Raw genomic sequence first — 24,806 nt, forward strand, 5'->3', positions numbered from 1 at the left:
GGGCCGGGCCGGGGGCGGGGTCGGGACGTCGGTCATGGCGGCATCCTAACGGCGCATGAAGCGAGACGTATCGTCTTGACAAGACGAGACGTCTCGTTGTTGAATCCCGGAAGTCGAAGCGAGACGGAGCGTCTCGCTCAAGGAAGGGAGAACCCCATGACCCGAAGCGGATCAGGCGGCATGCTCGGCGTCGGCGGCACCCGCAGCAACCTCTCCCGCAACGCCCTGCGCGGTGGCAACCGGGGCGGGCGCGCGGGCGGCGGGGCCGATGCGGTGACACAGAAGAGGGAGCTGCTGCGCAAGTTGCGGGAAGGGCGAAGCGGAACCACCGGCGCGTGAGTGAGCCAGCGGTAAACCACCCGTACGGTTCATGCGCCAAAGCCCGTGGAGCGTGGACGATTTGGGCACGCACGACGACTGCGTGCGTGCCCAACACCACCGTGAGGAGCACTCCTTGCGTAGTACAGCCCCACGCGCGGCCACTCCGCGGCGCTATCTGATGTGCCCCCCGACCCACTTCAGGGTCACCTACTCCATCAACCCCTGGATGGACCCGGCCAAACCGGTCGACCTGCCGCTCGCCCTCGCGCAGTGGGAAGACCTCAGGGACCGCTACCTGTCACTCGGGCACACCGTCGAGGAGCTCGAACCCCGCCCCGGACTCCCCGACATGGTCTTCGCCGCCAACGGCGCGACCGTCGTCGACGGCCGGGTGCTCGGCGCGCGCTTCGCCCACCCCGAACGAGCCGCCGAGGCCGCCGTGCACGCGGCCTGGTTCCGGGACCGGGGCTACACCGACGTGCTCGAACCCGAGCACATCAACGAAGGCGAGGGCGACTTCGCCGTCACCGCCTCCTGGCTGCTCGCCGGACGCGGCTTCCGCAGCAGCCCGCTCTCCCACCCCGAGGCGCAGGAGTTCTTCGGCCGGCCGGTGATCGGCCTCGACCTCGTCGACCCCCGCTACTACCACCTCGACACGGCGTTGTGCGTCCTCGACGACACCACCGACAGCGAGATCATGTACTACCCCGGCGCGTTCTCGGCGGGCAGCCGCGCAGTGCTGAGACGGCTCTTCCCCGACGCGCTCATCGCGACCGAGGAAGACGCGGCGGCCCTCGGCCTCAACGCCGTGTGCGACGGCCGGCACGTCCTGCTGCCGCAAGCGGCGGTGGGCCTCTTCGCACCACTGCGCGCACGCGGGTACGAGCCGATCGGGATGGACCTGGGCGAGCTGCTGAAGGGGGGCGGCAGCGTGAAATGTTGCACGCAGGAGCTGCGGGGCGCAGCTCCTGCGTGCTGACAGCACCGGGGCCGACCGGTCCGGCGGGCATGCCTTTGCGCTGCGGGGCCCCGCCGGGGCGGTGCGTCGGGGGCATGCGCCGCGGCGGCGGAAAACGAACCTGCCGCAGCGGCGGGCTCTGAGCAGAGCCGCAGCGGGCGAGTCCGGCACCGCCGGGCCGGTGCGTCCGGGTTGCTCGCCGCGGCGGCGGAAGCGAGGCCGCTGCCGCGGCAGGCTCTGCACACAGCCGCAGCGGGCGAGCCTGGCACCGCCGGGACGGTGCGGCGGGGTTGCTCGCCGCGGCGGCGGAAGGGAGGGCGCTGCCGGCCTCCGGCGAGGGCCCTCCCCCAAAGGCCGCCGCCGCGGCGGGTGACCGCCGCGGCGAGGGTCCGGCGGAAGAGGGTATCGCCGTGCCTCGGCGGGTGTCCGGCGACGCGATCGTCAGGGCCCGGCCGGAGGCCAGGCGTCGCCCCAGGTCGCGTCCCGCGCGTGCTTGTACGCGTTGCCGTGGCGTTTGGTGACCGTTTCGCGGGTGAGGCCGTCCTCGGGCGTGCAGAGTTCGAGGAGGACCTGGCCCTTGCGGATCTGCGGCTTGCGGACGATGCGCGCGGGCGCGGCCGCGGGCGCGGGCGCCTCCGGCAGGTCACCCCGCACGGCCGCCACGTACGAGAACTTCTCGTCCTCGTAGGGCAGCGAGCCGCCCTTGACCTGCCGGTGCAGCGAGGAGCGGCTGACCCGGGCCGAGAAGTGGCACCAGTCCGCGCCCGGCTCGATCGGGCACGCCGCGCTGTGCGGGCAGGGCGCCACGACGCGGAACCCGGCCGCGATCATCCGGTCCCGCGCCTCGATGATCCGCAGGTAGCCGTCGGGCGTGCCCGGCTCGACGATCACGACCGCCCGCGCGGCGCGGGCGGCCTCGGCCACGACCGCGGCGCGCGCGGCGTCGGTCAGCTCCTTCAGCACGTACGAGACGGTGACGAGGTCCGTGTCCTGCGGCACCCGCAGGCCGTCGCCGATGATCCCCCGCTCCCAGCGGGCCGCGCGCAGGGCCGGCTCGGAGGCCTCCCCGGCGAGCTCGGCACCGAGCGCGAGGGCGGGCGCGGCCCAGTCCAGGACCGTCGTCTCCCGGCTCTCGCCCTCCCAGGCGGAGGCCACGGCCCACGTCGCCGCGCCCGTGCCGCCGCCCACGTCCACGTGCGAGGCGGGCACGAAGGACGGCAGCCGGTCCCGGAACGCCTCCAGCGCGGACCGCACGGCCTCGAACGTGGCCGGCATGCGGTAGGCGGCGTACGCGGCCACGTCGGAGCGGTCGCGCAGCACGGGGGCGTCGGTGGGGGTCAGCCCCCGGTAGCTGGCGATCAGCCGGTCGACGGCCTGCGCGGCCTTGCGCGGCGGCAGACCGTCGAGGAGCCCGGCGAGCGCGGTGCGCAGTTCGTCGCCGGACCGGGGGGAATGGGGGGCGTGCATTCGGAAAAGTCTAAGCGGCCGCGGCGGACGGCAGGCCCGGCACCGGCGGCAGGCTCAGCCGCGCTTCTGCCAGGGCCGGCACAGGCCCAGGAAGCACGCCGCCGCCGCGAGCGCGCACCCCAGCTGCACCGCGGCCATCGGCACCGCCGTGCCCTCCCCCGCGATGCCCACGAGCGGCGAGGCGAGCGCGCCCAGCAGGAACGTGGAGGTGCCCAGCAGCGCCGAGGCGGAGCCCGCGGCGTCGCGGGAGCGCATCAGGGCCTGGGCGTTGGTGTTGGGCATGGCGAGGCCCATGGCGGACATCAGGACGAACAGCCCGCCCGCGATGGGCGCGAGGCCCGCCTTGCCGAAGGCGCCGGAGGCCATGAGCAGCAGGGCGACGGCGGCGAGGGCGATCACGGTGAGGCCGACGCCGAGGGCCTTGTCGAGGCTCACGCGGCCGACGAGCAGCTTGCCGTTGATCTGGCCGACCAGCACGAGGCCGATCGAGTTGAGTCCGAAGAGCAGGCTGAAGGTCTGCGGGGAGGCCCCGTAGATGTCCTGGACGACGAAGGGCGACGCGGAGATGTAGGCGAAGAGCGCGGCGAAGGCGAAGCCGCCCGCGAGCATGTAGCCGGTGAAGACCCGGTCGGCGAGGAGGGCGCCCATCGTGCGCAGGGTCGCGCCGAGGCCGCCGGCCTGGCGCCGCTCCGGCGGGAGGGTCTCGTGGAGGAAGCGCCACACGGCGAGGGTGAGCAGCAGGCCGACGGCGGTGAGGACGACGAAGACGCCGCGCCAGTCGGTCAGGCGCAGGATCTGGCCCCCGATGAGCGGTGCGACGACGGGGGCCACGCCGGAGATCAGCATGAGGGTGGAGAAGAAGCGGGCCATGGCCACGCCGTCGTAGAGGTCGCGCACGACGGCGCGGGCGATGACGATGCCGGCGGCGCCGGCGAGGCCCTGTACGAGGCGGAAGCCGGTGAGCAGTCCGGCGTTGGGGGCGAGGGCGCAGGCGGCGGTGGCCACGACGTAGACGGCCATGCCGGCGAGGAGGGGGCGGCGGCGCCCCCACTTGTCGCTCATGGGGCCGACGACGAGCTGGCCGAGGGCCATGCCCAGCAGGCAGGCGGTGAGCGTGAGCTGGACGGTGGCGGCGGGGCTGTGCAGCGCGTCGGTGACCTCCGGCAGGGCCGGGAGGTACATGTCCATGGAGAGCGGTGGCAGCGCGGTCAGGCCGCCGAGGACGAGGGTGACGATCAGGCTCGTGGTGCGGGCGGCGCGGGTCCCGGGCGTGCCGGGGCCCGCGGGGTGGCGTTCGGCAGGGCGGGCGGGGTGCTGCTCGGCCGTGTTCTGGCCGGGGTCCGTCATGCGTCGCGCTCCGTGCTCGGTGGGTCCGTGGTCGTCTTCTGTTCAACCATGGTGTCATGACCACGGCCCATAGGTGGGCCTTACACGTTATTCGGGGGGCGGGTGTGACGGGATGCACTGGTTCCGGTACGCCGTCCGCTCCCCCGTCCGCTCCCCCGTCCGTGCGGACGGCGCCACCGGCCCTCACGCCTCGCGCAGCCCCGGAGCCCCCGCTTCCGATACGAACGACGCGGCCGTCGAGACCGGCGCCCCCGGCGCGGTGACCCCGGACACCGTCCGGAAGTCCCCCCGCACGCGCTCCGGGTCGAGCGAGACGACGACGTACCCGCGGCGGGCGTCGTAGTACTTCAGGTGCGGGTTCGCCTCCATCGCCGCCCGCCAGTCGTCCGGGCGCTCCTGCCCGTCGAAGCCGCTGGAGACGGAGGTGCCGAGGAACTCCACGCCGAGCGTCGCGGAGTCCGGGTCCTCGAAGTCCGCCTTCACGTCGTACGCGCAGTGGGTGTGGTCGTCGCCGGTGAGGACCAGGAGGTTGCGGATCCCCGCCTCGCGGGCGCCGGCCAGGACGCGGGCGCGCGAGGCCGGGTAGCCGTCCCAGGTGTCCATGCTGACCCGGGAGGAGTCGCCGGGGGACTCCTTGCGCTGGGAGAAGCACACCTGCTGGGCGACGACGTTCCAGGTGGCGGTGGAGGCGTGGAAGCCGTCGAGGAGCCAGCTCTCCTGCGCCTCACCGGTGATCGTGCGGGCCTCGTCCTGCGACTCGGGCCCGGGGGTGTGCCAGCCGTCCCCGTAGGCCTGGTCGGAGCGGTACTGGCGGGTGTCGAGGAGGTCGAACTGCGCGAGGCGGCCGTACGCGAAGCGCCGGTAGAGGCGCAGGTCCGGGCCGGTGGGGCGCTGGGGGCTGCGCAACGGCATGTTCTCCCAGTAGGCGCGGTAGGCGGCGGCGCGGCGGGCGCGGAAGCGGTCGACGGGGTCGTCGTGCTGGGAGACGTCGCCCGCGTAGTTGTTCTCGACCTCGTGGTCGTCCCAGGTGACGTACCAGGGGTGGGCGGCGTGGGCGGCCTGGAGCTCGGCGTCGGTCTTGTAGAGCGCGTACCGCTGGCGGTAGTCCTCCAGGGTGTACGTCCAGTGGTTGTAGAACTCCGGCAGGGGTTCCGTGTAGTTGCGGGCGCCCGCGCGGGCGTCGATGGCGTTCTCGTAGATGTAGTCGCCGACGAAGAACACCGCGTCGAGGTCCTCGCGCGCGAGGTGGCCGAGGGCGGTGTAGTAGCCCTCGTCGTACTGCTGGCACGAGATCAGGCCGAAGCGGGCGGCGGCGACGGCCGCGTCCGCCCGGGGCGCGGTGCGGGTGCGGCCCACGGGGCTGATCCACCGGTCGGCGCGGAAGCGGTACCAGTAGGTGCGGCCGGGGTCGAGGCCGCACAGGTCCAGGTGCACGGTGTGGCCGTCGGCGGCCGGTGCGGCGGCCGTGCCGCTCCGCACGACGCGGCGGAACGTGTCGTCCTCGGAGAGCTCCCACTGGACGGCGATGCCGCCCTCGGCGGGCAGGCCGTTGCCCGGCTCGTGGGGCCGGGGGGCGAGCCGGGTCCACAGCACGACGGAGTCCGGCAGGGGGTCGCCGGAGGCCACTCCGAGGGTGAAGGGGTTTTCGGAGAGGGGGGTCATGCCGTTCAGATTGCGCGCGGTTGGGGCGGCTGTGAAGAGGGGCGTCACGGCCTTCGCGGGCAGTTCCCCGCCACCGGGTCCGTACCCGCCCGAACGGCTCGTTCCGGGTGTACCGTCCCAGGAGGCGAGGCCGGACACCACGGGGGAGGTGGCGCGGTGAGCCACGACGGAGATCCGCCACAACCGCAACCACAACCGCCCGAGAACCGCTTCTGGTCCCACGTGTGGAAGTACTGGGTGACCGCAGGCCTGGCCGTGGTGCTCGCGGCGGTCCTTCCGGTGCTGTTCAAGGCGGGCCCCTTCGAGGCGGACGAGGCGGGCGGGCGCGACCCGACGACCGCTCCCCCGCCGGCGACGAGCCCGCCGGGGCCGGCGACGTCGGGCGGATCGGGGGGCTCGGGGGGCTCCGGCGCCTCGGGCGGATCGGGCAGCACGGGCGGCACGGGGAGCTCGTCCGGCTCCGGCAACCCGGCCACGCGGCCTCCGACGGTCACGCCCTCGCGGACCCCGGCATCCTCCGCGCCCGCCGTGTCCGCACGGGTGGTCAGCGTCCTCACGCAGGGCGCGGTCACCCCGACCGTCACCAAGGTCCAGGTGAACGTGACCTTCACCGGCCTCAAGGGCAGGACGGCCTCCATCAGGTGGCACACCTACAACGACGTCACCAAGCAGAGCATGAGCGCCGACAGCGTCATCGGCTCCCCGGTCCTGGGCTGGGACAGCACGGACTGGCACCCGACCTTCCTCGTCCCGACCCCGACGGTGCGCTGGCAGCTGCAGGTCACGGCCTACGGCCCGGACGGCAGGCAACTGGCCACGAACCACTCCAACTTCACGTTCGGCTCGTAGCGGCGGCGGGGGGCGTACCCCGCCGGAGGCAGGCCGGAAAGTACTTGCCGAAATCGACGGACCGGCGAGCGCGATCACCTTCGCCGTGCTCCGGGCGGCGGCGATGACGACCCTCGGCATATGGGCGAACCGGCAACCGGTCGGCCGGCGCGGGCTCGGTCGCCGGCACGGGCAAGCGGCCGCGCACGTGGCTCGCCCTGACCGACGCGGGCCGGGCGGCATTCACCGCCCACTGCGCGGCGCTGCGAGCCATCGCCGGCGGCGGACAGCGGGCGTTACAGCGGCGGCCGATCCGTCAGGCAGCGGGCGCGGCGCGCCCCAGCTCCGCTGCCCGGCGGGCCAGTTCGGTGACGCGGGGCCAGTCGCGGTGGGCCAGGGCGGCCGGGGGGAGCATCCAGGAGCCGCCCACGCACGTGACGTTCGGCAGGGCGAGGTAGGCCGGGGCCGTTTCGGGGGCGATGCCGCCGGTGGGGCAGAAGCGGGCGCCGGGGAGCGGGGAGGCCAGCGAGCGGAGGTACGGCGCGCCGCCCGCGGCCTGCGCGGGGAAGAACTTCATCTCGCTCACCCCGCGCTCCAGCAGGGCCATGACCTCCGAGACGGTCGAGACGCCCGGCAGGAACGGCAGCCCCGTCTCCCGCAGGGCGGCGAGCAGCGGGTCCGTCCAGCCGGGGCTGACCAGGAAGCGGGCCCCGGCGCGGGCCGCCGCGTCCGCCAGGACCGGGGACAGGACGGTTCCCGCGCCCACGACCGCCTCGGGAACCTCCGCGGCGACGGCCCGTATGGCATCGAGCGCCGCGTCCGTGCGCAGCGTCACCTCGATCGCCGGCAGCCCGCCCGCGACGAGCGCGCGGGCGAGGGGCACGGCGTCGGACGCGTCGTCGAGGACGGCCACGGGGAGGACGGGGGCGGCGAGGCCAAGGACGGAGGCGGGCGCCGGGACGGGCGCGGCGGCGGTCACACGGCCATCCTGCGCGCCCCCGCCACTTAACGCAACGATCGTTGCACTATGTGCAACGAGGGGCCGGGAGGGCCGTCGGTGACGGGCGCCGGGCGCCCCGCCGCCTCAGAGCTCGGTCACCACCACGTCCAGCGCCCACGGCTTCCCGCCCTTCGCGGGCGCCTCGCCCTCCACCGCGTACCCGAGGCCGCGCAGCGCCTCCGCGAGCTCCGCGGGCCCCTGCGGCTTAGCGCCCGCCGTCAGCAGGTCCCGGACCAGCCGGCCCTTGGTGGCCTTGTTGAAGTGGCTCACGACGGACCGCTTCTCGACCCCGTCCACGATCTTCGACTGCAGCACCCGGACGGTCGCCGTCCGCTCCGCGAGCGCGCCCTTGGGCTTCCACGCGGCGGCGTACGCGGCCGAGCGGAGGTCGAGCACCATCCCCTCGCCCGCCTCCTGCGGCAGGTGCTCGTCCATGATCCCGCGCCAGTAGGCGCCCAGCGCGCCCAGGCCCGGCAGCTTCACGCCCATCGAGCAGCGGTACGACGGGATCGCGTCACCCACGCGGACCGCGCCCCACAGCCCCGAGAAGACCAGCAGCGAGCGCTCCGCCCGTACCCGCGCCGCCGCGTCCAGCGAGGCCAGGCCGAGCGCGTCGTAGAGGACGCCCGTGTAGACCTCGCCCGCGGGGCGGGTGCCCGCCGTCCGCAGCGCCGCGTTCTTCGCGATCTCGCCCCGCAGCCCCGGCGAGAGGCCCAGCACCTCCGCGGCCTTGTCCTCGTCGCCCGCGCACAGCTCCACCAGCTCGGCCAGCACGGTCTCCCGCGCCCCGGCCAGCCCCGGCAGCGACAGCGCACCGACCTCCAGCGCGGCCCCGGCGCCGGAACCGACGGCGGCGGCCTTCCCCTCGGACGGCGGCAACAGCACGAGCACGGTGTCTTCTCCCATCGGTACGGACATCGGTAAGGACGCGGGGGCGGACGGCACGACCGGACCGGACGGCCGCACGCGCGCCCCGACGAGCCTAACGCCGCCCGCCACGCTCGCCGTGCCCCGCGCCCGCACCGGAAATACGCTCGTCCCATGCCCCGCCGCAAGATGCACGTGACCGACGCGGACGGCAGTCCCCTGCGGGCCGCGCTGCGCCGGCTGCGCGAGGACACCGGGGTGACCGAGCAGTTCCCCGCCGACGCCCTCGCGGAGGCCGAGCAGGCCGCGCGGCACCCCCGCCTCCCGGCGCACGACGCGACCGACCTGCCGCTGTTCACGATCGACCCGCCCGGCGCGAAGGACCTCGACCAGGCCATGCACCTGCGGCGGCGCCACGGCGGGGGCTTTCGCGTGCACTACGCGATCGCCGACGTCGCCGCCTTCGTCCGCCCCGGCCAGGCCCTGGACGCCGAGGCGCACCGCCGCGTCATGACCCTCTACTACCCCGACGGGCGCGTCCCCCTCCACCCGGACGTCCTCGGCGAGGGCGCCGCGAGCCTGCTCCCCGACCACAGCCGGCCCGCGCTGCTGTGGCGCTTCGACCTCGACGCGGACGGCCGCGTGGAGACGGCGGACCTGCGGCGCGCGCTCGTGCGCAGCCGGGCCCGGCTCGACTACGCGGCCGTCCAGGCCGCCGTGGACTCCGGCAGGGCCGAGGAGCCCCTGGCCCTGCTGCGCGAGATCGGGATGCGGCGCGAGGCCCTGGAGCGCGCCCGGGGCGGGGTCTCGCTCAACGTCCCCGAGCAGGAGGTCGTGCACCGCGGCAGCCACTACGCGCTCGCCTACCGCACGCCCCTGCCCGCGGACGGCTGGAACGCCCAAATATCCCTGATGACCGGCATGGTCGCGGCCGACCTGATGCTGCGCGCGGGCACCGGCATCCTGCGCACCCTGCCCGCCGCGCCCGAGCGGGCCGTCGAGCGGCTGCGGCGCGTGGCGCGCGCCCTCGGCGTCACCTGGCCGGACGGCATGCCGTACGCGGTCGTGATCCGCGCGCTCGACCCCTCCCATACCCAGCACGCGGCGTTCCTGCAGGAGTGCACGGCGCTCCTGCGCGGCGCGGGCTACGCCGTCTTCGACCGCGAACGGCCCGCGCAGCGCCCGGCCCCGGCGGACCCCGGCCACGCCGCCCTCGCCGCCCCGTACGCCCACTGCACCGCCCCCCTGCGCCGCCTGGTCGACCGCTACACCGGCGAGCTGTGCCTCGCCGCGGTCGCGGGCACCGACCCGCCCGAGTGGGTGCGCGCCGCGCTCGACGCCCTCCCCGGCGAGATGGAGGCGGGCGCGCGCCGCGCCGGCCAGGTGGAACGGGAGTGCGTGGACCTGATCGAGGCGGCCCTCCTGCGCGACCGCATCGGCCAGGTCTTCGACGCCTACGTGGTGGACGTCCAGGAGGACCGCCCGACCGCCGGCACGGTCCACCTCTACGAGCCCGCGGTCATCGGCCACGTCGAGGGCGACGGCGACGGCCCGCCGCTCGCCCTCGGCCACCGCATGCGGGTCCGCGTCATCGAGGCGGACCCCGGCCGCGACAAGGTGTGGTTCGCCCCGGCCTAGGGCCTGGCGGCGATCGTGGCAGCCCCCGCCAGGTAGCATGGTCGGCACGGCGGACGAGCCGGCCGGGCGGTCGCGTGGGGTCTTCGGATCCCCCGAGGAACGTCCGGGCTCCACACGGCAGGGTGGTGGGTAACGCCCACCCGGGGTGACCCGCGGGACAGTGCCACAGAAAACAGACCGCCGGGGGCCGCAAGGCTTCCGGTAAGGGTGAAACGGTGGTGTAAGAGACCACCAGCGCCTGGGGTGACCCAGGCGGCTAGGTAAACCCCACCCGGAGCAAGGTCAAGAGGGGCCGCTTCACGGCGGTCCTGCGCGGACGATCGAGGGCTGCCCGCCCGAGTCCGCGGGTAGACCGCACGAGCCTGCCGGCAACGGCAGGCCTAGATGGATGACCGCCTCCCCGAGGGCCGCGAGGCCCCCGGGAGACAGAACCCGGCGTACAGGCCGACTCGTCCGCCGCCCGGCTTGCACGAGCCCCTCTCCGCCCGCCGTCGCGCGGGTGGAGAGGGGCTCGGTCCGTTCGGCGAGGGGGTCACAGCCAGCCATTCTGCCGGGCCGCGCGGACGGCCTCCATGCGGTTGCGGGTCTGGGTCTTGCCGATGGCCGCCGACAGGTAGTTGCGGACCGTCGCGGGCGACAGGTGGACCTTCGCCGCGATGTCGGCCACCGTCGCCCCGTCGACCGCGGCCGCGAGGACGTCGCGTTCGCGCTGGGTGAGGGGGTTGGGGCCGGCGCTGAGGGCGGCGGCGGCCAGGGCCGGGTCGATGACGCGCTCCCCGGCCAGGACGCGCCGGATCGCCGCGGCCAGGTCCTCCACCGGGCCGTCCTTGACGAGGAAGCCGGACGCTCCGGCCTCCATCGCGCGGCGCAGGTAGCCGGGCCGGCCGAAGGTGGTGAGGATCAGCACCCGGCAGCCGGGCATCCGGGCGCGCAGGTCCGCGGCCGCGTCCAGGCCGCTGCGGCCGGGCAGTTCGATGTCGAGGAGCGCGACGTCGGGCTTCGTCTCCAGGGCCTTGGGGACGATCTCGTCGCCGTCGCCGACCTGGGCGACGATCTCTATGTCCTCCTCCAGCCCGAGGAGCAGCGCGAGCGCGCCGCGCATCATTCCCTGGTCCTCGGCGAGGAGCAGCTTGATCATGAGCGGTGGTCCTCCTCGGACTCCGAGTCGACGGGCAGTTCGGCCACGAGCCGGAAGCCCCTGCGCCCGTCCGGGCCGGCGGTCAGGTGGCCGCCGGCGGCGGCCATGCGCTCCGTCAGCCCCTTCAGGCCCGTGCCCGGCGTGGCCCGTTCCGAGCCTACGCCGCGCCCGTTGTCGGTGATCTCCAGGCGCACCTGGTCGGTCTCGCCGCGCACTTCGACCGTGCAGCGGCCCGCGCCACTGTGCCGGACGACGTTGGTGACGCCCTCGCGGACGACCCAGCCCAGCAGGGCCGCGGTCTGCGGGGGCAGCGGGGGCCCGGACTGGCGGATGTCGTGGGTGATGCCGGAGGCCTCCAGGAGGGAGCGGGCGCGGTCGAGTTCGGTGGTGAGGCTGCCCTCGCGGTAGCCGGTGACGGCCTCGCGGATCTCGGTGAGGGCCTGCCGGCCGACGGCCTCGATGTCGGCGGCCTGCCCGATCGCCGCGTCCAGGTCGCGCGGGGCGAGCCGGCGCACGGCCTCCGCCTTGACGACGATCACGGACATCGTGTGCCCGAGGAGGTCGTGCAGGTCGCGCGAGAAGCGCAGCCGTTCGCGCTCCACGGCGCTGCGGGCCAGTTCCTCGCGGGTGGCGCGGAGTTGGGCGACCGTCTCGAAGAGGCTGAGGATCGCGGCGGTGACGAAACCGGAGAGCAGCGTCCCGTAGGCGACGGTGAGCGACTCCGTGGGGCCGCCGCGCAGGCCCGCGATCACCCCGGCCGAACCGGCGAGGGAGAGGACGACGACGCCCAGGCGGCGCCCGCTCTCGGTCAGCCCGCGCCGCAGCACGATGCCGGCGGCCAGCGACAGCAGCGGGAAGCACAGCAGCCAGTCGCCGCCGTAGCCGAGGGTCAGCGCGTACGTCACGACGGCCAGCCCGGCGAGTGCGAGGCGCGGCACGCGGGTCGTCCTGTGCCGCTTGTCGAGGCCGGTGAAGATCGTGAGGGCGTACAGCGCGGCGAAGGCCACGATGCCCGCCGCGCCGAGCCAGGGCAGGGGCACCTCGCCCCGGAACAGGTCCTGCACGTCGCCGGTGAGCATGAACAGCCAGGGCAGGAAGGCGAACTTCCCCGGTGGCTTGTGCCGCTCGACGTCCCCCTCGTCCCGGCGCCAGGCCTTCCGTCCGGCCTTGCGCGCGGCCGTCCACGCGGCCGCACGGCCGGTCCTGCGCCCGGCCTCGAGCTCGCCTTCGCGCCCGGGCTCGCACGCGGTCTTGCTGTCGTTCATGGTGCAGAACTCTAGGGAAGGCGCCCGTGAGCTGGGCAGATGCAAGTGTGGGCAGCCACCCGTGACATTTGTCCCGGGCCGGGCTATACATGGGGTCCACCGGACCGGCTAGAACGCGTTCCAGGAAGGGTTCCCGATGCCCATCGACGCACGCCAGGCGGTCGCCGCCGAGCCCCGCCGGACCTCGCCGACCTGGGATCACAAGGACGTCCTGCTCTACCACCTCGGCATCGGCGCGGGCACCCCCGCCACGGACCCCGACGAGCTCCGCTACACCCTGGAGAGCCGCCTGCACGTCCTGCCGAGCTTCGCCACCGTCGCCGGCGGAGGCGCCGCGCAGGCCGGCGCCCTCACCGCCCCGGGCATCGACATCGACCTCGCCGCGGTGCTCCACGGCGGCCAGTCCCTCGACGTGCACCGCCCGCTCCCGGCCCGCGGCGTCGTCACGCTCACCTCCCGCGTCGCCGCCGTCCACGACAAGGGCAAGGCGGCCGTCATCGTGCTGCGCTCGGAGGCCGCGGACGCCGACGGCCCGCTGTGGACGGGCGAGAGCGAGATCTTCGTCAAGGGCGAGGGCGGCTTCGGCGGCGAACGCGGCGCCTCCACCCGCCTGGAGGCACCCGTCCGCGCCCCCGACGCCACCGTGGAGCGGCCCGTCCGCGAGGACCAGGCGCTCCTCTACCGCCTGTCCGGCGACTGGAACCCCCTGCACGCCGACCCCGAGTTCGCCGCGCTCGCGGGCTACGACCGGCCGATCCTGCACGGCCTGTGCTCGTACGGCATCACCCTCAAGGCCGTCGTCGACACCGCCCTCGCCGGGGACGTCACCCGCGTCCGCGCCTACCGCACCCGATTCGCCGGCGTCGTCTACCCCGGCGAGACGCTGCGCGTGCGGATGTGGCGGGAGACCCCGGCGCCCGGCCGGATCCAGGTCACCGTCACCGCCGTGGAGCGCGACGACGCGCCCGTCCTGGCGGACACGGTCGTCACGCACGGATAGCCCGCGGCGAACCGGCCACGGGGCAACCCGCAGGGCAATCGGCAGAGGTCCCTCCCACGTCAGAGTCCTACGACAGAGGAGTCCGTCATGCGCGCAGCCGTACAGCACGAGACGGGCCGGCCCCGGCTCGAAGTCCGCGACGACGTCGAGGCGGTGGGCTTCGGCCCCGGAAAGGTCCGGCTGCGCATGCGGGCCACCGGGCTGTGCCACTCCGACCTCTCCGCGATGAACGGGGTGCTGCCCCAGCTCGTGCCCTTCGTCCCAGGGCACGAGGGCGCCGGCGAAGTCGTCGAGGTCGGCGAGGGCGTCACCGGACTGCAGGCCGGCGACCGCGTCCTGGTCTGCTGGCTGCCGCCCTGCGGCGGCTGTCCCGCCTGCAAGCGCGGCCAGAGCCAGCTGTGCCTGGCGAGCCTGATGGAGGCCGGCACCCCCAACTTCCGCATGGGCGGCGAGAACGGCTCCGGCGGCTCCGGCGGCTCGGGCGGCTCCGGCGGCTCCGATCTCTTCGGCTTCGCCGGCACCGGCACCTTCGCCGAGGAGGCCGTCGTCGGCGCCGGCTGCGCCGTGCCCATCCCCGACGACCTGCCCTACGACATCGCCGCCCTCATCGGCTGCGGCGTCACCACCGGCCTCGGCGCCGCCCTCAACACCGCGGACGTCGCCGCCGGTTCCTCGGTCGCCGTCATCGGCTGCGGAGGCGTGGGGATCTGCGCGATCCAGGGCGCGCGGGCGGCTGGCGCCGCGCAGATCGTCGCCGTCGACCCCGTGCCCTCCCGGCGCGAGGCCGCCCTGCGCTTCGGCGCGACCGAAGCCGTACCGCCCGACGCGCTCGCCGACGCCCGGGCACGCGTCACCGGCGGCGAGGGCTTCGACTACGCCTTCGAGGTCGTCGGCACCTCCGCCACCGCCCGGGCCGCGTACGACGCGACGCGCCGCGGCGGCACGCTGTGCGTCGTCGGCGCCGGCGCCATGGACGACCACTTCCAGGTCAACATGTTCGAGCTGTTCTTCGACGAGAAGAAGATCCTGCCGTCCCTCTACGGCGGCGGGGACGTCCTGCGCTCCTACGAGCGGGCCATAGCCCTGTGGCGGGCCGGCCGCATCGACCTCGCGGGCCTGATCACCCACCGGGTCCCGCTGTCCGGCGTCAACGACGCCCTGGAACAGATGCGCACGGGCGAGGCACTGCGCACGTGCATCGAGATCTGAGAGGAGGACGCGGCATGGTGTCCTTGCGCGGCAGGACCGCGATCGTCACCGGCGCGGGGCGCGGCCTCGGCCGGGCGGAAGCCCTCGAACTCGCCCGGCTCGGCGCGCACGTCGTCGTCAACGACTACGGGCAGCCCGGCGCGGACGGCTCCGGCGAGGCGTCGGCCGCGCCCGCCGAGGCCGTCGCCGCCGAGATCCGGGCGGCCGGCGGCCTCGCCACCGCCCACGTCGGCGATGTCGCCGACCACGAGACGGCCCGCGACCTCGTCCGGCTCGCCGTCGACGCCGGCGGCGGCACGCTCGACGTCCTCGTCAACAACGCGGGGATCCTGCGCGACCGGATGGTCTTCTCCATGGCCGAGGACGAGTGGGACGCCGTGATCCGCGTCCATCTCAAGGGCCACTTCAACACCCTGCGCTTCGCCGCCGCGCACTGGCGGGAACGGGCCAAGGCGTCCGGGCGGCCGGTGTACGGACGGGTCGTCAACACCTCCTCCGAGGCCTTCCTCATCGGCTCGCCCGGGCAGCCCAACTACGCGGCGGCCAAGGGCGGCATCGTCGGCCTCACCACCTCCACGGCGGAGGCCCTGCGCAAGTACGGGGTCACGGTGAACGCCATCTGCCCGCGGGCCCGCACCCGCATGACCGAGCAGATCTTCGCGGGCGTCGGCACGCCCGCGGACGGCGGGCCCGACCCGCTGGCCCCCGAACACGTCGCACCGCTCGTCGGCTACCTCGCCGCGCCCGCCTCGGCCGGGGTGACCGGGCAGGTCCTCCTCGTGCACGGCGGGATGGTCGCGGTCATGGAGCGGCCGAGGGTCGCGGCGCAGTTCGGCGCCGCCGGAGGCGTCTTCACCGCCGACGAACTGGACGGGATCCTCACCCCGCACTTCGCCGGGCGGCCGCCCGGAGAGACGTTCGCCGCGCCGGAGGTGTGGCAGCTGGGGCCCGGCGGCTGAACAGCCCGCCGAAAACGCCTCGGGCGCCGGGGGTCTCCGCGGAGCGGGACCACCCGGCGCCCGAGGGCTGACCGGAAGCGTCGGCGACGCCGGTCAGTGACCTTCCGGCGTACGGCGGTGCTTGCCGTGGGCAGGAGAGCTGTCGTCGTCGGGGGAAGCCGGACCACGGTGCCTGCCGGAGCCGGCGGCTGCGGCCTGGGACGCCTCGAAGGGGCGCGCCTCGGTCGTGTCGGTTCGGGCGTCGGGCATGGGGAAAGTCACTCCGTCGGATGGGGATGCGTGCTTTGCGCGTCGGGGGCTGCCACGGCAGTGGCGCACGGTGTCGGCGGACGCCGACACGCCCTCCGCGCACGGCCGTCCGGCTCACGACGACGTCACGTCACCGTCCGGCACAGCTGCGCAACCCCCGCCCGGATTCTAACGGGACCTTGATCGCCCGGGCCACCCGGCCGGGCCGCGAGTCGGCCGCCGGTCAGGGCCGGTGCTCCCGGCCCAGCGGGGCCTGCTGCAGGGGTACGGGCCTGGGTGGCACGCCCCCCTGCCCACCGGCCGCGGAAGCCGCCACGGACCAGGCGCCCGGCATGCCCGCCCCGGGAAGCCCGGTGGGCGGCACGGCGGTCCACACGGAAGCGGGCGACTCGACGCGCTCCGTCTGCGGCGGGCCGGGCGGGGGCCCCTCGTGGGGGTGCTCCAGCAGCGGCGGCGCCTGCGGCGGGCACGGCACCTGTTGCAGCAGGGGCTGCTGCGGCCGTACGGCGGGGGCCGGCTCCTGCACGACCACGGGATCCGCCGCCGCCGGGCGGGCCGCCTCGTGCGGCAAGGTCTGCGGGAACCGCGGCGGGACGGCGGAATCCCCCTGCTCGTGCCTCAATTGCGACGCGTCCTGCAACAGCGGCACCTGCGCGGGCGGCCCGGGGGGCCGTACTTCCTGCAGCAGCGGCTGCGACTGCGGCGACACGGCGGCGCCCGGCCGAAGAACCCCCTGCAGCAGCGGCTGCGCCTGCTCCTGCCGTGACGCGGCAGGAGCCCACCTCTCCGCCGCCCGGCGAGCTCCCTCCTGCTCCAACGGCGACCGCACCTGCGACTGCCCGTCCGCAGAAGCCGGCCCCGGCGCCGGGCGAAGAACTTCCTGCAGCAACGGCTGCGGCTGCGCCGGCCGCTCCGGCGCCGGGTGGGTCGCCTCAGACGATGACGGCGCCGGGTGGGGCACTTCCTGCAGCGGCGGCTGCGCCTGCGACTGCGGCGACACGGACACGGACACGGCAGCGGCCGACCGCTCCGGCGCCGGACGGGCGGTTTCCTGCGCCCACGGCGGCTGCACCTGCGCCCCGCCCCCGGACACCGGCTCCGGCGCCGGACGAGGGACTTCTTGCAGCGGCGGCGCCGCCTGATGCGACGCCGCAGGAACCGGCCGCTCCGGCCCCCGGCGCAGGGCCTCCTGCAGCAACGGCTGCAACTGCTGCGACGCCGCGGGCGCCGGGGACTCCGGCGCCGGACGAGCCGTCTCATGAGCCGGCGGCAGGTGCTCCGGGGCGGGGCGGGGCACCTCGTGCAGCAGGGGCTGCTGCCGGCGCTGCAGTGTGGTGGGGGGCCTCGTGCAGGAGCGGCTGCCGGGCGGGGGCCGCAGACGCAGTGGGCCGCTCCTCGGCCGGCGGCGGCTGCAGCAGGGGCACCTGGGGCTGCCGGCCGCCCGCCGGCGGGGGCGCTGGCTGCCGCACCTGGTCGAGGGGAGACGCCGGTGACTGACCCGGCGCGGTGCGCGGCCCGCCGGAGGCCGCGTCCCGCGCCGCACCGCGCCCGCCGGTATCCCGGGTCTCCCCCCGCTCGCCTTCCGGCAGCCGCAGCCGTGCCAGGCCGCAGCGGACGTAGGGCGTCACGAACGGCAGGCGCAGTTCGCCGCCGGTGGTCCACAGGCCCGCGCCGACGAGCCAGCCGGCGGGCGCCGGGAACTGCTGGAGCTGTTTCCCGGCGGGGCGCCAGACGCCCACCCAGCTGCCGGTGGCGCCCTCGACGCGGAAGGCCACCGCGCATCCTTCGGGCGTGAGTTCCTGTCCGGGCTGGGCGGCGAAGGGGGTGAGCGCGGCGCCCGCGGGCCGCAGGCACTCCGGGAAGCGCACGGGGCGCGCGGAGCCGAGCACGCCCCACCCGAGCCGGTCCTGGCCGGGGGCGTCCGACCGGACGAGCAGCAGGCCGCTGTACGGGTCGGCGAGCAGCAGGCGGTCGTTGCTCTCCTCGGTGATCTGCAGCAGCGGGCTGGTCTCGCCGCCGCGCTCCAGGTCCACCACGACGGTCTTGGTGCGGCCGTCCAGCTCGCGGTCGAGGGCGAGGAGCCGGCCGGTGCGGTCGAGCCAGGCGCCGCCCGCGCAGCGGCCGGGCACCTCCACGACGCGCTCGGGCCCGAAGCCGCCGCCGTGCAGCCGCCACAGGGCGGTGGTCCGCTCGGCGTGCACGAGCCCGTAGGCGGAGGCGCCGCCCGGCGCGGGGGGCAGCAGGGTCAGCCGGGCGCACTCGACGGCCCCGAGGGCCAGCTCTCCGGTGCCGGGCCCGGTGGGGTAGAGCAGCGAGAGCGTGTGGCGCTCGGCGACCCGGCGGCGGATGAGGACCCGCCCGTCGGCGAGCGGCTGCACTTCGCTGTCGGGCTCCTCGGGCTGGCTGCCGGGCAGCGGCACGGCGTACGGCTCGGGGCCGTCGAGCGTCCAGCGCTCGGGGAACCAGCCGCCCGTGCCGCCGTCGAGGGCCAGCCGGGCGGCGTACGAGCCGTTCGCCGTGACCGTGAACGCCGCGCGTCTCATGTCCATCGAGCCACTCCGCGGGGTGCTCTGTGGAGTGCTCTGGGGGGCACAGACCGTCATGAGAAACGTCACCTCCGGCACAGAACGTAGTTATCGCACTTCCAGCCGAACAATGAGAGTCGGCCCGCTTCACGCGTATGGGTGGCGGATGTCCGATTCGCCTGAGAGGGGCGGACAGGCTGTGCTTGCGGGCCGCGGGGGTTCACGTAAGGTAAGGCGCGCCTAAGTTGCCGTGGGGGGTGGCTGAACAGGCGCTCTTGACCACCCCCGCCGGCCCCGTACGGCCGGGCGGACCCGACCCCTGGAGTACGTGATGTCCCTTCGCCGCCGCGGCCCGGCCGCCGTCGCCCTGTCCGTAGCCGCCGCACTCTCCCTCGCGGCCTGTGGCTCGTCGGACGCCAAGGACGAAGCGGGCAAGGACAACGGGAGCGGCTCGAAGTCCGTGGCGCAGGGCGGCAAGGACTTCGGCAAGGCCGCCGAGGACACGGCCAAGCTCGGCACGGACGCCAAGCCGGGCCAGTTCCCGCGCACCGTCACCCACGCGCTCGGCAAGACCGAGCTCAAGGAGCGCCCGAAGCGCGTGGTCGTCCTCGACGTCGGCGAGCTCGACAACGTCGTCTCCCTCGGCATCAAGCCGGTCGGCTGGGCCCCCAGCGAGGGCAGCCAGGAGATACCGGAGTACCTGAAGAAGGACGTCGGCGAGCCCAAGAGCGTCGGCACCATCAACAACCTCGACCTCGAGGCGATCAACGAGCTCAAGCCCGACCTGATCCTGGGCAGCAAGCTGCGCGCGGAGAAGAACTACAAGGAGCTCGCCAAGATCGCTCCGACCGTCTTCTCCATCCGCCCCGGCTTCACGTGGAAGGAGAACTACCTCCTCAACGCGGCCGCCCTGGACAAGACGGACGACGCCAAGAAGCAGATCGCGGACTACGAGGCCAAGGCCAGGAAGCTCGGCGAGGACCTCGGCGGCGACAAGCCCACCATCAGCATGGTGCGCTACCTGCCGCAGTTCACCCGCCTGTACGCCCAGCAGTCCTTCATCGGCACCATCCTCAAGGACGCCGGCCTGCCCCGCCCGAAGATCCAGCAGGCGGACAAGCTCGCCGTCGAGATCAGCCCGGAGCAGATCGACAAGGCCGACGGCGACTGGATCTTCACGGGCGTCTACGGCGCCCCGGAGAAGACCAAGCGCGACGCCGCCGAGGGCAACCCGCTGTGGAAGAGCCTGAAGGCCGTCAAGGAGGACCGGGCGAAGGACGTCAAGGACGAGACCTGGTACCTGGGCCTGGGCGTCACGGCCGCCAACAGCGTCCTGGACGACCTCCGCGGCTTCCTCGTGAAGTAGCCCGGTGACGGGTGGGGCGCCCCGGCCGGGCGCCTCCGGCGCGGCCGTCCGCTGAGCGATGGCCGCGCGGGCACGGCGGACAGGTAGCCTTTCCTCCGTGCCCGCACTGTCTGAAGTCATCGCCGCCCTCGACGCCCTCTGGCCGCCCGAGCGGGCCGAGCAGTGGGACGCCGTCGGCACGGTCTGCGGCGACCCCGAGGCCCCGGTCGACCGGGTCCTGTTCGCGGTCGACCCCGTCCAGGAGGTCGTCGAGGAGGCCGTGGAGCTCGGTGCCGGCCTGCTGGTCACGCACCACCCGCTCTACCTGCGCGGGACGACGACGGTCGCGGCCTCGACCTTCAAGGGCCGCGCCGTGCACACACTGATCAAGAACGACATCGCCCTGCACGTCGCGCACACCAACGCCGATCGCGCCGACCCCGGCGTCTCCGACGCCCTCGCCGGCGCGCTCGACCTGCGCGTCACCGGCCCGCTCGTGCCCGACCCGGACGACCCCGCGGGCCGCCGCGGCCTCGGCCGCGTCTGCGAGCTCGACCCGCCCATGTCCCTGGCCGACTTCGCCGAGCACGCCGCCAAGCGGCTGCCCGCCACGGCCCAGGGCGTACGGGTCGCCGGCGATCCCGCGCGCACCATCCGCACGGTGGCCGTCTGCGGCGGCTCCGGGGACTCCCTCTTCGACGCGGTGCGCGCCGCCGGCGTGGACGCCTACGTCACCGCCGACCTGCGCCACCACCCCGCGTCCGAGGCCCAGCAGCACAGCCCGCTGGCGCTCGTCGACGCGGCGCACTGGGCCACCGAGTGGCCCTGGGCCGAGCAGGCGGCCGCCCAGCTCGACGAGGTCTCCGACCGGCACGGCTGGGGTCTGCGCACCCACGTCTCGAAGATCGTCACCGACCCCTGGACCGCCCACGCGGCGTCCACCACTCACCACCACTAACAGGAGCCCCCAACTGAACGCCGCGCCCGCCGACCAGATCCGCCTCCTCGACCTCCAGGCGCTGGACACCCGCCTCGGTCAGCTCGCCCACAAGCGCCGGAGCCTGCCCGAGCACGCCGAGATCGCCTCCCTCGAGGCCGACCTCACCCAGCACCGCGACCTCCTCGTCGCCGCGCAGACCGAGGAGAGCGACACCGCCCGCGAGCAGACCAAGGCCGAGCAGGACGTCGACCAGGTCCGCCAGCGCGCCGCCCGCGACCAGCAGCGCCTGGACACCGGCGTCGGCATGTCCGCCAAGGACCTGGAGAACCTGCAGCGCGAGGTGGCCTCGCTCGCCAAGCGCCAGGGCGACCTGGAGGACGTCGTCCTCGAGGTCATGGAGCGCCGCGAGTCCGCGCAGGAGCGGGTCACCGAGCTGACCGCCCGCGTCGCGTCCGTCCAGGCCAAGGCCGACGACGCCGTGGCGCGCCGCGACGCCGCCGTCGCCGAGATCGACGCCGAGGCCGCCTCGGTCACCAAGGAGCGCGAGATCGTCGCCGCTTCCGTCCCGGCCGACCTGCTGAAGCTCTACGACCGCCTGCGGGAGAAGCAGGGCGGCATCGGCGCGGCGCGCCTGAGCCACCGCCGCTGCGAGGGCTGCCGCCTGGAGCTGGACATCACCGAGCTCAACGAGGTCCGGGCCGCCGCGCCGGAGACGGTCGTCCGCTGCGAGAACTGCAGCCGCATCCTGGTCCGCACCTCCGAGTCCGGCCTGTAAGCCCCGTGGCCCCTCGCTTCATCGTCGAGGCGGACGGCGGTTCCCGGGGCAACCCGGGCCCCGCCGGCTACGGCGCCGTCGTGCTGGACGCCGCGACCGGCGAGGCGCTCGCCGAGGCCGCCGAGTACATCGGCACCGCCACGAACAACGTCGCCGAGTACCGGGGGCTCATCGCCGGCCTGGAGGCCGCGAAGACCCTCGACGCCGGCGCCGAGGTCCTGGTGCGGATGGACTCCAAGCTCGTCGTGGAGCAGATGTCGGGCCGCTGGAAGATCAAGCACCCGGACATGCGGCCGCTCGCCGCCCGGGCGCGGGCGCTCTACCCCGCCGGGCAGGTCGCCTACGAGTGGATCCCGCGCGAGCGGAACAAGCACGCGGACCGGCTCGCCAACGAGGCGATGGACGCGGGCAAGGCGGGCCGGCAGTGGGAGGCCGGCGCCTCCTCGGCGGCGCTCGCGCAGACGGCTGACGCGCGGGCGGCGGAGCCCGTCGCGGAGCCGCTGGAAGAGCCCAAGGCCGCTCCCGTGGGCTGGGCCGCCCCCGCCGACCTCGGGGCGCCGACCACGTTCGTGCTGCTGCGGCACGGCGAGACGGCCCTCACTCCGCAGAAGCGATTCTCCGGTAGTGGCGGCAGCGACCCGGAACTCTCGCCGGTCGGTCTCCGCCAGGCCGAGCACGTGGCCGCGGCGCTCGCCGCCCGCGGCACCATCCAGGCGGTCGTCTCCTCGCCGATGCGGCGCTGCCGGGAGACCGCGGCCGCGGTGGCCGGGCGCCTGGGCCTGGAGGTGCGCGTCGAGGAGGGGCTGCGCGAGGCGGACTTCGGGGCCTGGGAGGGCCTGACGTTCGCGGAGGTCCGCGAGCGCCACCCCGCCGACCTCGACGCCTGGCTCGCCTCCTCCAAGGCGGCCCCGACCGGCGGCGGCGAGAGCTTCGCGACGGTCGCCCGCCGCATGGCGGTCACCCGCGACAAGCTCCTCGCCCGCTACGCGGGCCGCACGGTGCTGCTGGTCACGCACGTGACCCCGGTCAAGACCCTCGTCCGCCTGGCCCTCGGCGCCCCGCCGGAGTCCCTGTTCCGCATGGAACTCTCGGCGGCGTCCCTGTCCGCGGTGGCCTACTACTCCGACGGCAACGCGTCCCTGCGCCTGCTGAACGACACCGCGCACCTGCGGTAGGCGAACCGGGGTGCGGCGGCTTGCCGCGCGCCGGTTCGGCACCGCCGATGAGCCACGCGGTGGCAACCCGCCGCTGCGGCGGAAGAACATGCCGCGCGCGGCGGCGCGATACCACCACCGCGTTGCGCGCGTCCGCCGGCACGGCCGGATCGCCGGCGGCATCGCGCCCCGTAAGGGGCGCGGGGAACTGCGCGACCAGCCGCGGACGGCCCGCAGCCGGAGAACCGCGCAGTCTGCGGGGGCACCCGCACGGAGCGAACCGCTCACTCGCCGGCCCGCAGGGCCATGGCCGAGTCCAACGCGGCAACGGCCGCGACCCGTTGCCGCTCCCGTTCCTCGATGTCCTGCGCACTCTCACCCGTCGCGGCGACCCGCGGGCACCGCGGGCACTGCCAGCGGTCGGGCGCGCCGAGCGGCGGCGGGGTCATGGGCACCTTGCAGTGGGGGCAGTTCACGGTCACTCCTTCGACATGGCCGCAGGACGCGCAGACCCATACGGGCCCTTCGGCGTCCTGCTGCCTCCACGCGGTCCTGAGGCACTGCGCGCATCCGGTGGTGACGATCCCGGCCCGGCTCATGACAGGCGGCTCCGGGGTGGTGTCCGCGTACTCGATGATCCGTGCCCTGACCCGGTCGTCCGTGGTGTTGGCCATCCGGAGCAGGTGTGCGACGCGTGAGCGTGCTTCGTCAACGAAATCGTTCATGGCGGCAGCAGGCTATGGCGCGGGGGACGGTCCCCGGGGCCCGCAGCGCACACGATCACCCTTGCGAGTGCCTCGAACTGTTACTCGAAGGGCACGTTGACGCACGCCAGCCGCGCCCCGGCCATGCCCGCCCGGCCCGGGCCCGTCTCGGTGGCGTGTTCGTGGATGACGACGGAGCGGGCCTCGCCGGCGCGGAAGCGCCAGGAGACCGCCGCGAAGGACGCGCCGTCGCCCCGCCGGTCGGTGGTGAAGTCGAGCCAGACCTCGTTGCGCGGGTTGGCGTACGCCGGGTTCGTCGAGGGCTGCTTCGGGTCCTTGACGTGCTGGTAGTGCGCCCCGGAGTCGTCGGGACGGGTGCCGCACGGCTTGGTGTGGACGTGGGCGCCGAACGTGCGGCCCGGCTGGAGGCCCTGCACGCGCAGCCGGACGGCCGTGCCGTGGTGGCCGCGGCCGTGGCCGGTCCGCTCGACGACGGCGACGCGGGCGCCGGGCGGGACCGCGGCGTCGTCGAACGTCACGGCGCGCAGCACGTCGGCCGTGGGTTCCGCGAAGACGGCTCTGACGTCGGCCCCTTGGCAGGGGGTCCCGCTCATGGGGGACACGACGGCCAGGGAAGCGGCGAGCAGCGATACGGCGAAGGACATCTTCCGCCCCTTTCGGCAGGTTCGGGCAGCGGCGTGCTGCGTCCCCCGGACGTGCTTTCCCACGGTATCGACCCCTCACGCACCGCGCACGGCGGCCGCGAGGACAATGAGCCGACCACCGCGTACCCCCAGGAGGACCGCACCATGCCGCCCAAGCCCGAGATCCTCGCCGCCTTCGAGGCGGCCAAGGGGTTCATGCCGCTCGACGAGGGGCTCGCCCTGCACGCCGCCGCCGAGGAGGCCGCGCGGCTCGCGCTGCCGCTGCTCGAAGTGGGCACGTACTGCGGCCGGTCGACGATCCTGCTGGCGGCCGCCGCGCGCGAGGCGGGGGTCACGGCCGTGACGGTGGACCACCACCGGGGCAGCGAGGAGCAGCAGCCGGGCTGGGAGTACCACGACGCGTCGCTCGTCGACGAGGCCGTGGGGCGGATGGACACGCTGCCGTCGTTCCGGCGCACGCTGCATCAGGCGGGGCTGGAGGAGCACGTGGTGGCGATCGTGGGGCGCTCGCCGCTGGCGGCGTCCCTCTGGGCGGCGCCGCTGGGACTGGTGTTCATCGACGGCGGGCACACCGACGAGCACGCGACGGCGGACTACGAGGGCTGGGCGCCGCACCTGGCCCCGGGCGGCCTGCTGGTCATCCACGACGTCTTCCCCGATCCGGCGGACGGCGGGCAGGCGCCGTACCGCGTGTACCGCAGGGCACTGGAGTCCGGGGAGTTCACCGAAGTGTCGGTGACGCGCTCGCTGCGGGTGCTGCGGCGCGTACCGGTTACCGCGTAGGGCACCT

The 24,806-nt window shown here is 74.8% G+C and carries 25 protein-coding genes and 1 other RNA gene; 14 read left to right on the top strand and 12 right to left on the bottom strand.

Going from position 1 to position 24,806, the window contains the following annotated elements; translation table 11 throughout:
• Positions 1-156: 156 nt before the first annotated feature.
• Together ACSNOG_RS13000 and ddaH are read left to right on the top strand one after the other, a co-directional pair.
• The gene (locus ACSNOG_RS13000) at positions 157-339 is read left to right on the top strand and encodes a DUF6243 family protein (RefSeq protein ID WP_436752776.1); all 183 of its coding nucleotides are present in this window, start codon (positions 157-159) and stop codon (positions 337-339) included.
• Between the two features lie 115 nt (positions 340-454).
• The gene (gene ddaH, locus ACSNOG_RS13005; RefSeq protein WP_436752777.1) at positions 455-1,300 is read left to right on the top strand and encodes a dimethylargininase; all 846 of its coding nucleotides are present in this window, start codon (positions 455-457) and stop codon (positions 1,298-1,300) included.
• A gap of 420 nt (positions 1,301-1,720) precedes the next feature.
• Here the strand turns inward: ddaH and ACSNOG_RS13010 are convergent, their stop codons facing one another.
• The 3 genes from ACSNOG_RS13010 to ACSNOG_RS13020 all read right to left on the bottom strand — a co-directional run bounded on the left by ACSNOG_RS13010 (position 1,721) and on the right by ACSNOG_RS13020 (position 5,755).
• A complete protein-coding gene (locus ACSNOG_RS13010; RefSeq protein WP_436752778.1) occupies positions 1,721-2,746 on the bottom strand; it encodes a small ribosomal subunit Rsm22 family protein in 1,026 nt (341 codons plus the stop codon).
• 54 nt (positions 2,747-2,800) lie between these two features.
• On the bottom strand, positions 2,801-4,093 hold the full coding sequence (locus ACSNOG_RS13015) for a multidrug effflux MFS transporter (RefSeq protein ID WP_436752779.1): 1,293 nt from the start codon (positions 4,091-4,093) through the stop codon (positions 2,801-2,803).
• 183 nt (positions 4,094-4,276) lie between these two features.
• On the bottom strand, positions 4,277-5,755 hold the full coding sequence (locus tag ACSNOG_RS13020) for an alkaline phosphatase D family protein (protein WP_436752780.1): 1,479 nt from the start codon (positions 5,753-5,755) through the stop codon (positions 4,277-4,279).
• Positions 5,756-5,911: 156 nt separating this feature from the next.
• Between ACSNOG_RS13020 and ACSNOG_RS13025 the strand changes: the two genes are divergently transcribed.
• Complete coding sequence (locus ACSNOG_RS13025) at positions 5,912-6,604, top strand: hypothetical protein (RefSeq protein WP_436752781.1); 693 nt, start codon at positions 5,912-5,914, stop codon at positions 6,602-6,604.
• A gap of 295 nt (positions 6,605-6,899) precedes the next feature.
• On the opposite strand, the gene eda is transcribed toward ACSNOG_RS13025, so the two are convergent.
• Both eda and yaaA read right to left on the bottom strand, forming a co-directional pair.
• Positions 6,900-7,562 carry a bifunctional 4-hydroxy-2-oxoglutarate aldolase/2-dehydro-3-deoxy-phosphogluconate aldolase gene (gene eda / locus ACSNOG_RS13030; RefSeq protein ID WP_436752782.1) on the bottom strand — a complete coding sequence of 221 codons (663 nt, stop codon included), beginning with the start codon at positions 7,560-7,562 and terminating at the stop codon, positions 6,900-6,902.
• 105 nt (positions 7,563-7,667) lie between these two features.
• Complete coding sequence (yaaA, locus tag ACSNOG_RS13035; protein WP_436752783.1) at positions 7,668-8,474, bottom strand: peroxide stress protein YaaA; 807 nt, start codon at positions 8,472-8,474, stop codon at positions 7,668-7,670.
• Between the two features lie 150 nt (positions 8,475-8,624).
• Here yaaA and ACSNOG_RS13040 point away from each other — a divergent pair, with 150 nt between their 5' ends.
• Together ACSNOG_RS13040 and rnpB are read left to right on the top strand one after the other, a co-directional pair.
• Positions 8,625-10,088, top strand: a complete 1,464-nt coding sequence (locus ACSNOG_RS13040; protein WP_436752784.1) for an RNB domain-containing ribonuclease — start codon at positions 8,625-8,627, stop codon at positions 10,086-10,088.
• Between the two features lie 54 nt (positions 10,089-10,142).
• Positions 10,143-10,544, top strand: an RNA gene (gene rnpB, locus ACSNOG_RS13045) — RNase P RNA component class A.
• Positions 10,545-10,620: 76 nt separating this feature from the next.
• On the opposite strand, the gene ACSNOG_RS13050 is transcribed toward rnpB, so the two are convergent.
• Both ACSNOG_RS13050 and ACSNOG_RS13055 read right to left on the bottom strand, forming a co-directional pair.
• Positions 10,621-11,226 (bottom strand): response regulator, encoded by a 606-nt coding sequence (locus ACSNOG_RS13050; protein WP_436752785.1) that lies wholly within the window; start codon positions 11,224-11,226, stop codon positions 10,621-10,623.
• A complete protein-coding gene (locus ACSNOG_RS13055) occupies positions 11,223-12,491 on the bottom strand; it encodes a sensor histidine kinase (protein ID WP_436752786.1) in 1,269 nt (422 codons plus the stop codon). The genes ACSNOG_RS13050 and ACSNOG_RS13055 overlap by 4 nt, the downstream gene beginning before the upstream one ends.
• A gap of 136 nt (positions 12,492-12,627) precedes the next feature.
• Between ACSNOG_RS13055 and ACSNOG_RS13060 the strand changes: the two genes are divergently transcribed.
• The 3 genes from ACSNOG_RS13060 (at position 12,628) to ACSNOG_RS13070 (ending at position 15,659) form a co-directional block, all read left to right on the top strand.
• Positions 12,628-13,491 (top strand): MaoC/PaaZ C-terminal domain-containing protein, encoded by an 864-nt coding sequence (locus ACSNOG_RS13060; RefSeq protein WP_436752787.1) that lies wholly within the window; start codon positions 12,628-12,630, stop codon positions 13,489-13,491.
• Positions 13,492-13,578: 87 nt separating this feature from the next.
• Positions 13,579-14,700: a zinc-binding dehydrogenase gene (locus ACSNOG_RS13065; RefSeq protein ID WP_436752788.1), complete on the top strand. Its 1,122-nt coding sequence runs from the start codon at positions 13,579-13,581 to the stop codon at positions 14,698-14,700.
• Between the two features lie 14 nt (positions 14,701-14,714).
• Positions 14,715-15,659: a 3-oxoacyl-ACP reductase gene (locus ACSNOG_RS13070; RefSeq protein WP_436752789.1), complete on the top strand. Its 945-nt coding sequence runs from the start codon at positions 14,715-14,717 to the stop codon at positions 15,657-15,659.
• Positions 15,660-15,752: 93 nt separating this feature from the next.
• Here ACSNOG_RS13070 and ACSNOG_RS13075 read toward each other — a convergent pair whose 3' ends face one another.
• Positions 15,753-15,908, bottom strand: a complete 156-nt coding sequence (locus ACSNOG_RS13075) for a hypothetical protein (protein WP_436752790.1) — start codon at positions 15,906-15,908, stop codon at positions 15,753-15,755.
• A gap of 223 nt (positions 15,909-16,131) precedes the next feature.
• Positions 16,132-16,530, bottom strand: a complete 399-nt coding sequence (locus ACSNOG_RS13080; RefSeq protein ID WP_436752791.1) for a hypothetical protein — start codon at positions 16,528-16,530, stop codon at positions 16,132-16,134.
• Here ACSNOG_RS13080 and ACSNOG_RS13085 point away from each other — a divergent pair, their 5' ends adjacent.
• Complete coding sequence (locus ACSNOG_RS13085; RefSeq protein ID WP_436752792.1) at positions 16,531-16,674, top strand: hypothetical protein; 144 nt, start codon at positions 16,531-16,533, stop codon at positions 16,672-16,674.
• 490 nt (positions 16,675-17,164) lie between these two features.
• Here ACSNOG_RS13085 and ACSNOG_RS13090 read toward each other — a convergent pair whose 3' ends face one another.
• Entirely contained in the window at positions 17,165-18,511 is a 1,347-nt protein-coding gene (locus tag ACSNOG_RS13090; RefSeq protein ID WP_436752793.1) for a hypothetical protein, read from the bottom strand.
• Between the two features lie 253 nt (positions 18,512-18,764).
• On the opposite strand from ACSNOG_RS13090, the gene ACSNOG_RS13095 reads away from it, so the two are divergent.
• The 4 genes from ACSNOG_RS13095 (at position 18,765) to ACSNOG_RS13110 (ending at position 22,668) form a co-directional block, all read left to right on the top strand.
• Positions 18,765-19,799, top strand: a complete 1,035-nt coding sequence (locus tag ACSNOG_RS13095) for an ABC transporter substrate-binding protein (RefSeq protein WP_436752794.1) — start codon at positions 18,765-18,767, stop codon at positions 19,797-19,799.
• Between the two features lie 97 nt (positions 19,800-19,896).
• The gene (locus tag ACSNOG_RS13100; protein ID WP_436752795.1) at positions 19,897-20,736 is read left to right on the top strand and encodes a Nif3-like dinuclear metal center hexameric protein; all 840 of its coding nucleotides are present in this window, start codon (positions 19,897-19,899) and stop codon (positions 20,734-20,736) included.
• Between the two features lie 13 nt (positions 20,737-20,749).
• Entirely contained in the window at positions 20,750-21,493 is a 744-nt protein-coding gene (locus tag ACSNOG_RS13105; RefSeq protein ID WP_436752812.1) for a zinc ribbon domain-containing protein, read from the top strand.
• A 5-nt stretch (positions 21,494-21,498) separates the two neighbouring features.
• Entirely contained in the window at positions 21,499-22,668 is a 1,170-nt protein-coding gene (locus tag ACSNOG_RS13110) for a bifunctional RNase H/acid phosphatase (protein ID WP_436752796.1), read from the top strand.
• A gap of 263 nt (positions 22,669-22,931) precedes the next feature.
• On the opposite strand, the gene ACSNOG_RS13115 is transcribed toward ACSNOG_RS13110, so the two are convergent.
• Entirely contained in the window at positions 22,932-23,372 is a 441-nt protein-coding gene (locus tag ACSNOG_RS13115; RefSeq protein ID WP_436752797.1) for a hypothetical protein, read from the bottom strand.
• Between the two features lie 80 nt (positions 23,373-23,452).
• Positions 23,453-24,016: a superoxide dismutase family protein gene (locus ACSNOG_RS13120; protein WP_436752798.1), complete on the bottom strand. Its 564-nt coding sequence runs from the start codon at positions 24,014-24,016 to the stop codon at positions 23,453-23,455.
• A gap of 144 nt (positions 24,017-24,160) precedes the next feature.
• Between ACSNOG_RS13120 and ACSNOG_RS13125 the strand changes: the two genes are divergently transcribed.
• The gene (locus tag ACSNOG_RS13125; RefSeq protein ID WP_436752813.1) at positions 24,161-24,799 is read left to right on the top strand and encodes a class I SAM-dependent methyltransferase; all 639 of its coding nucleotides are present in this window, start codon (positions 24,161-24,163) and stop codon (positions 24,797-24,799) included.
• Positions 24,800-24,806: the final 7 nt, after the last annotated feature.

Origin of the sequence: Streptomyces sp. URMC 124 (assembly GCF_051386455.1) — a bacterium.
GTDB lineage: Bacteria > Actinomycetota > Actinomycetes > Streptomycetales > Streptomycetaceae > Streptomyces.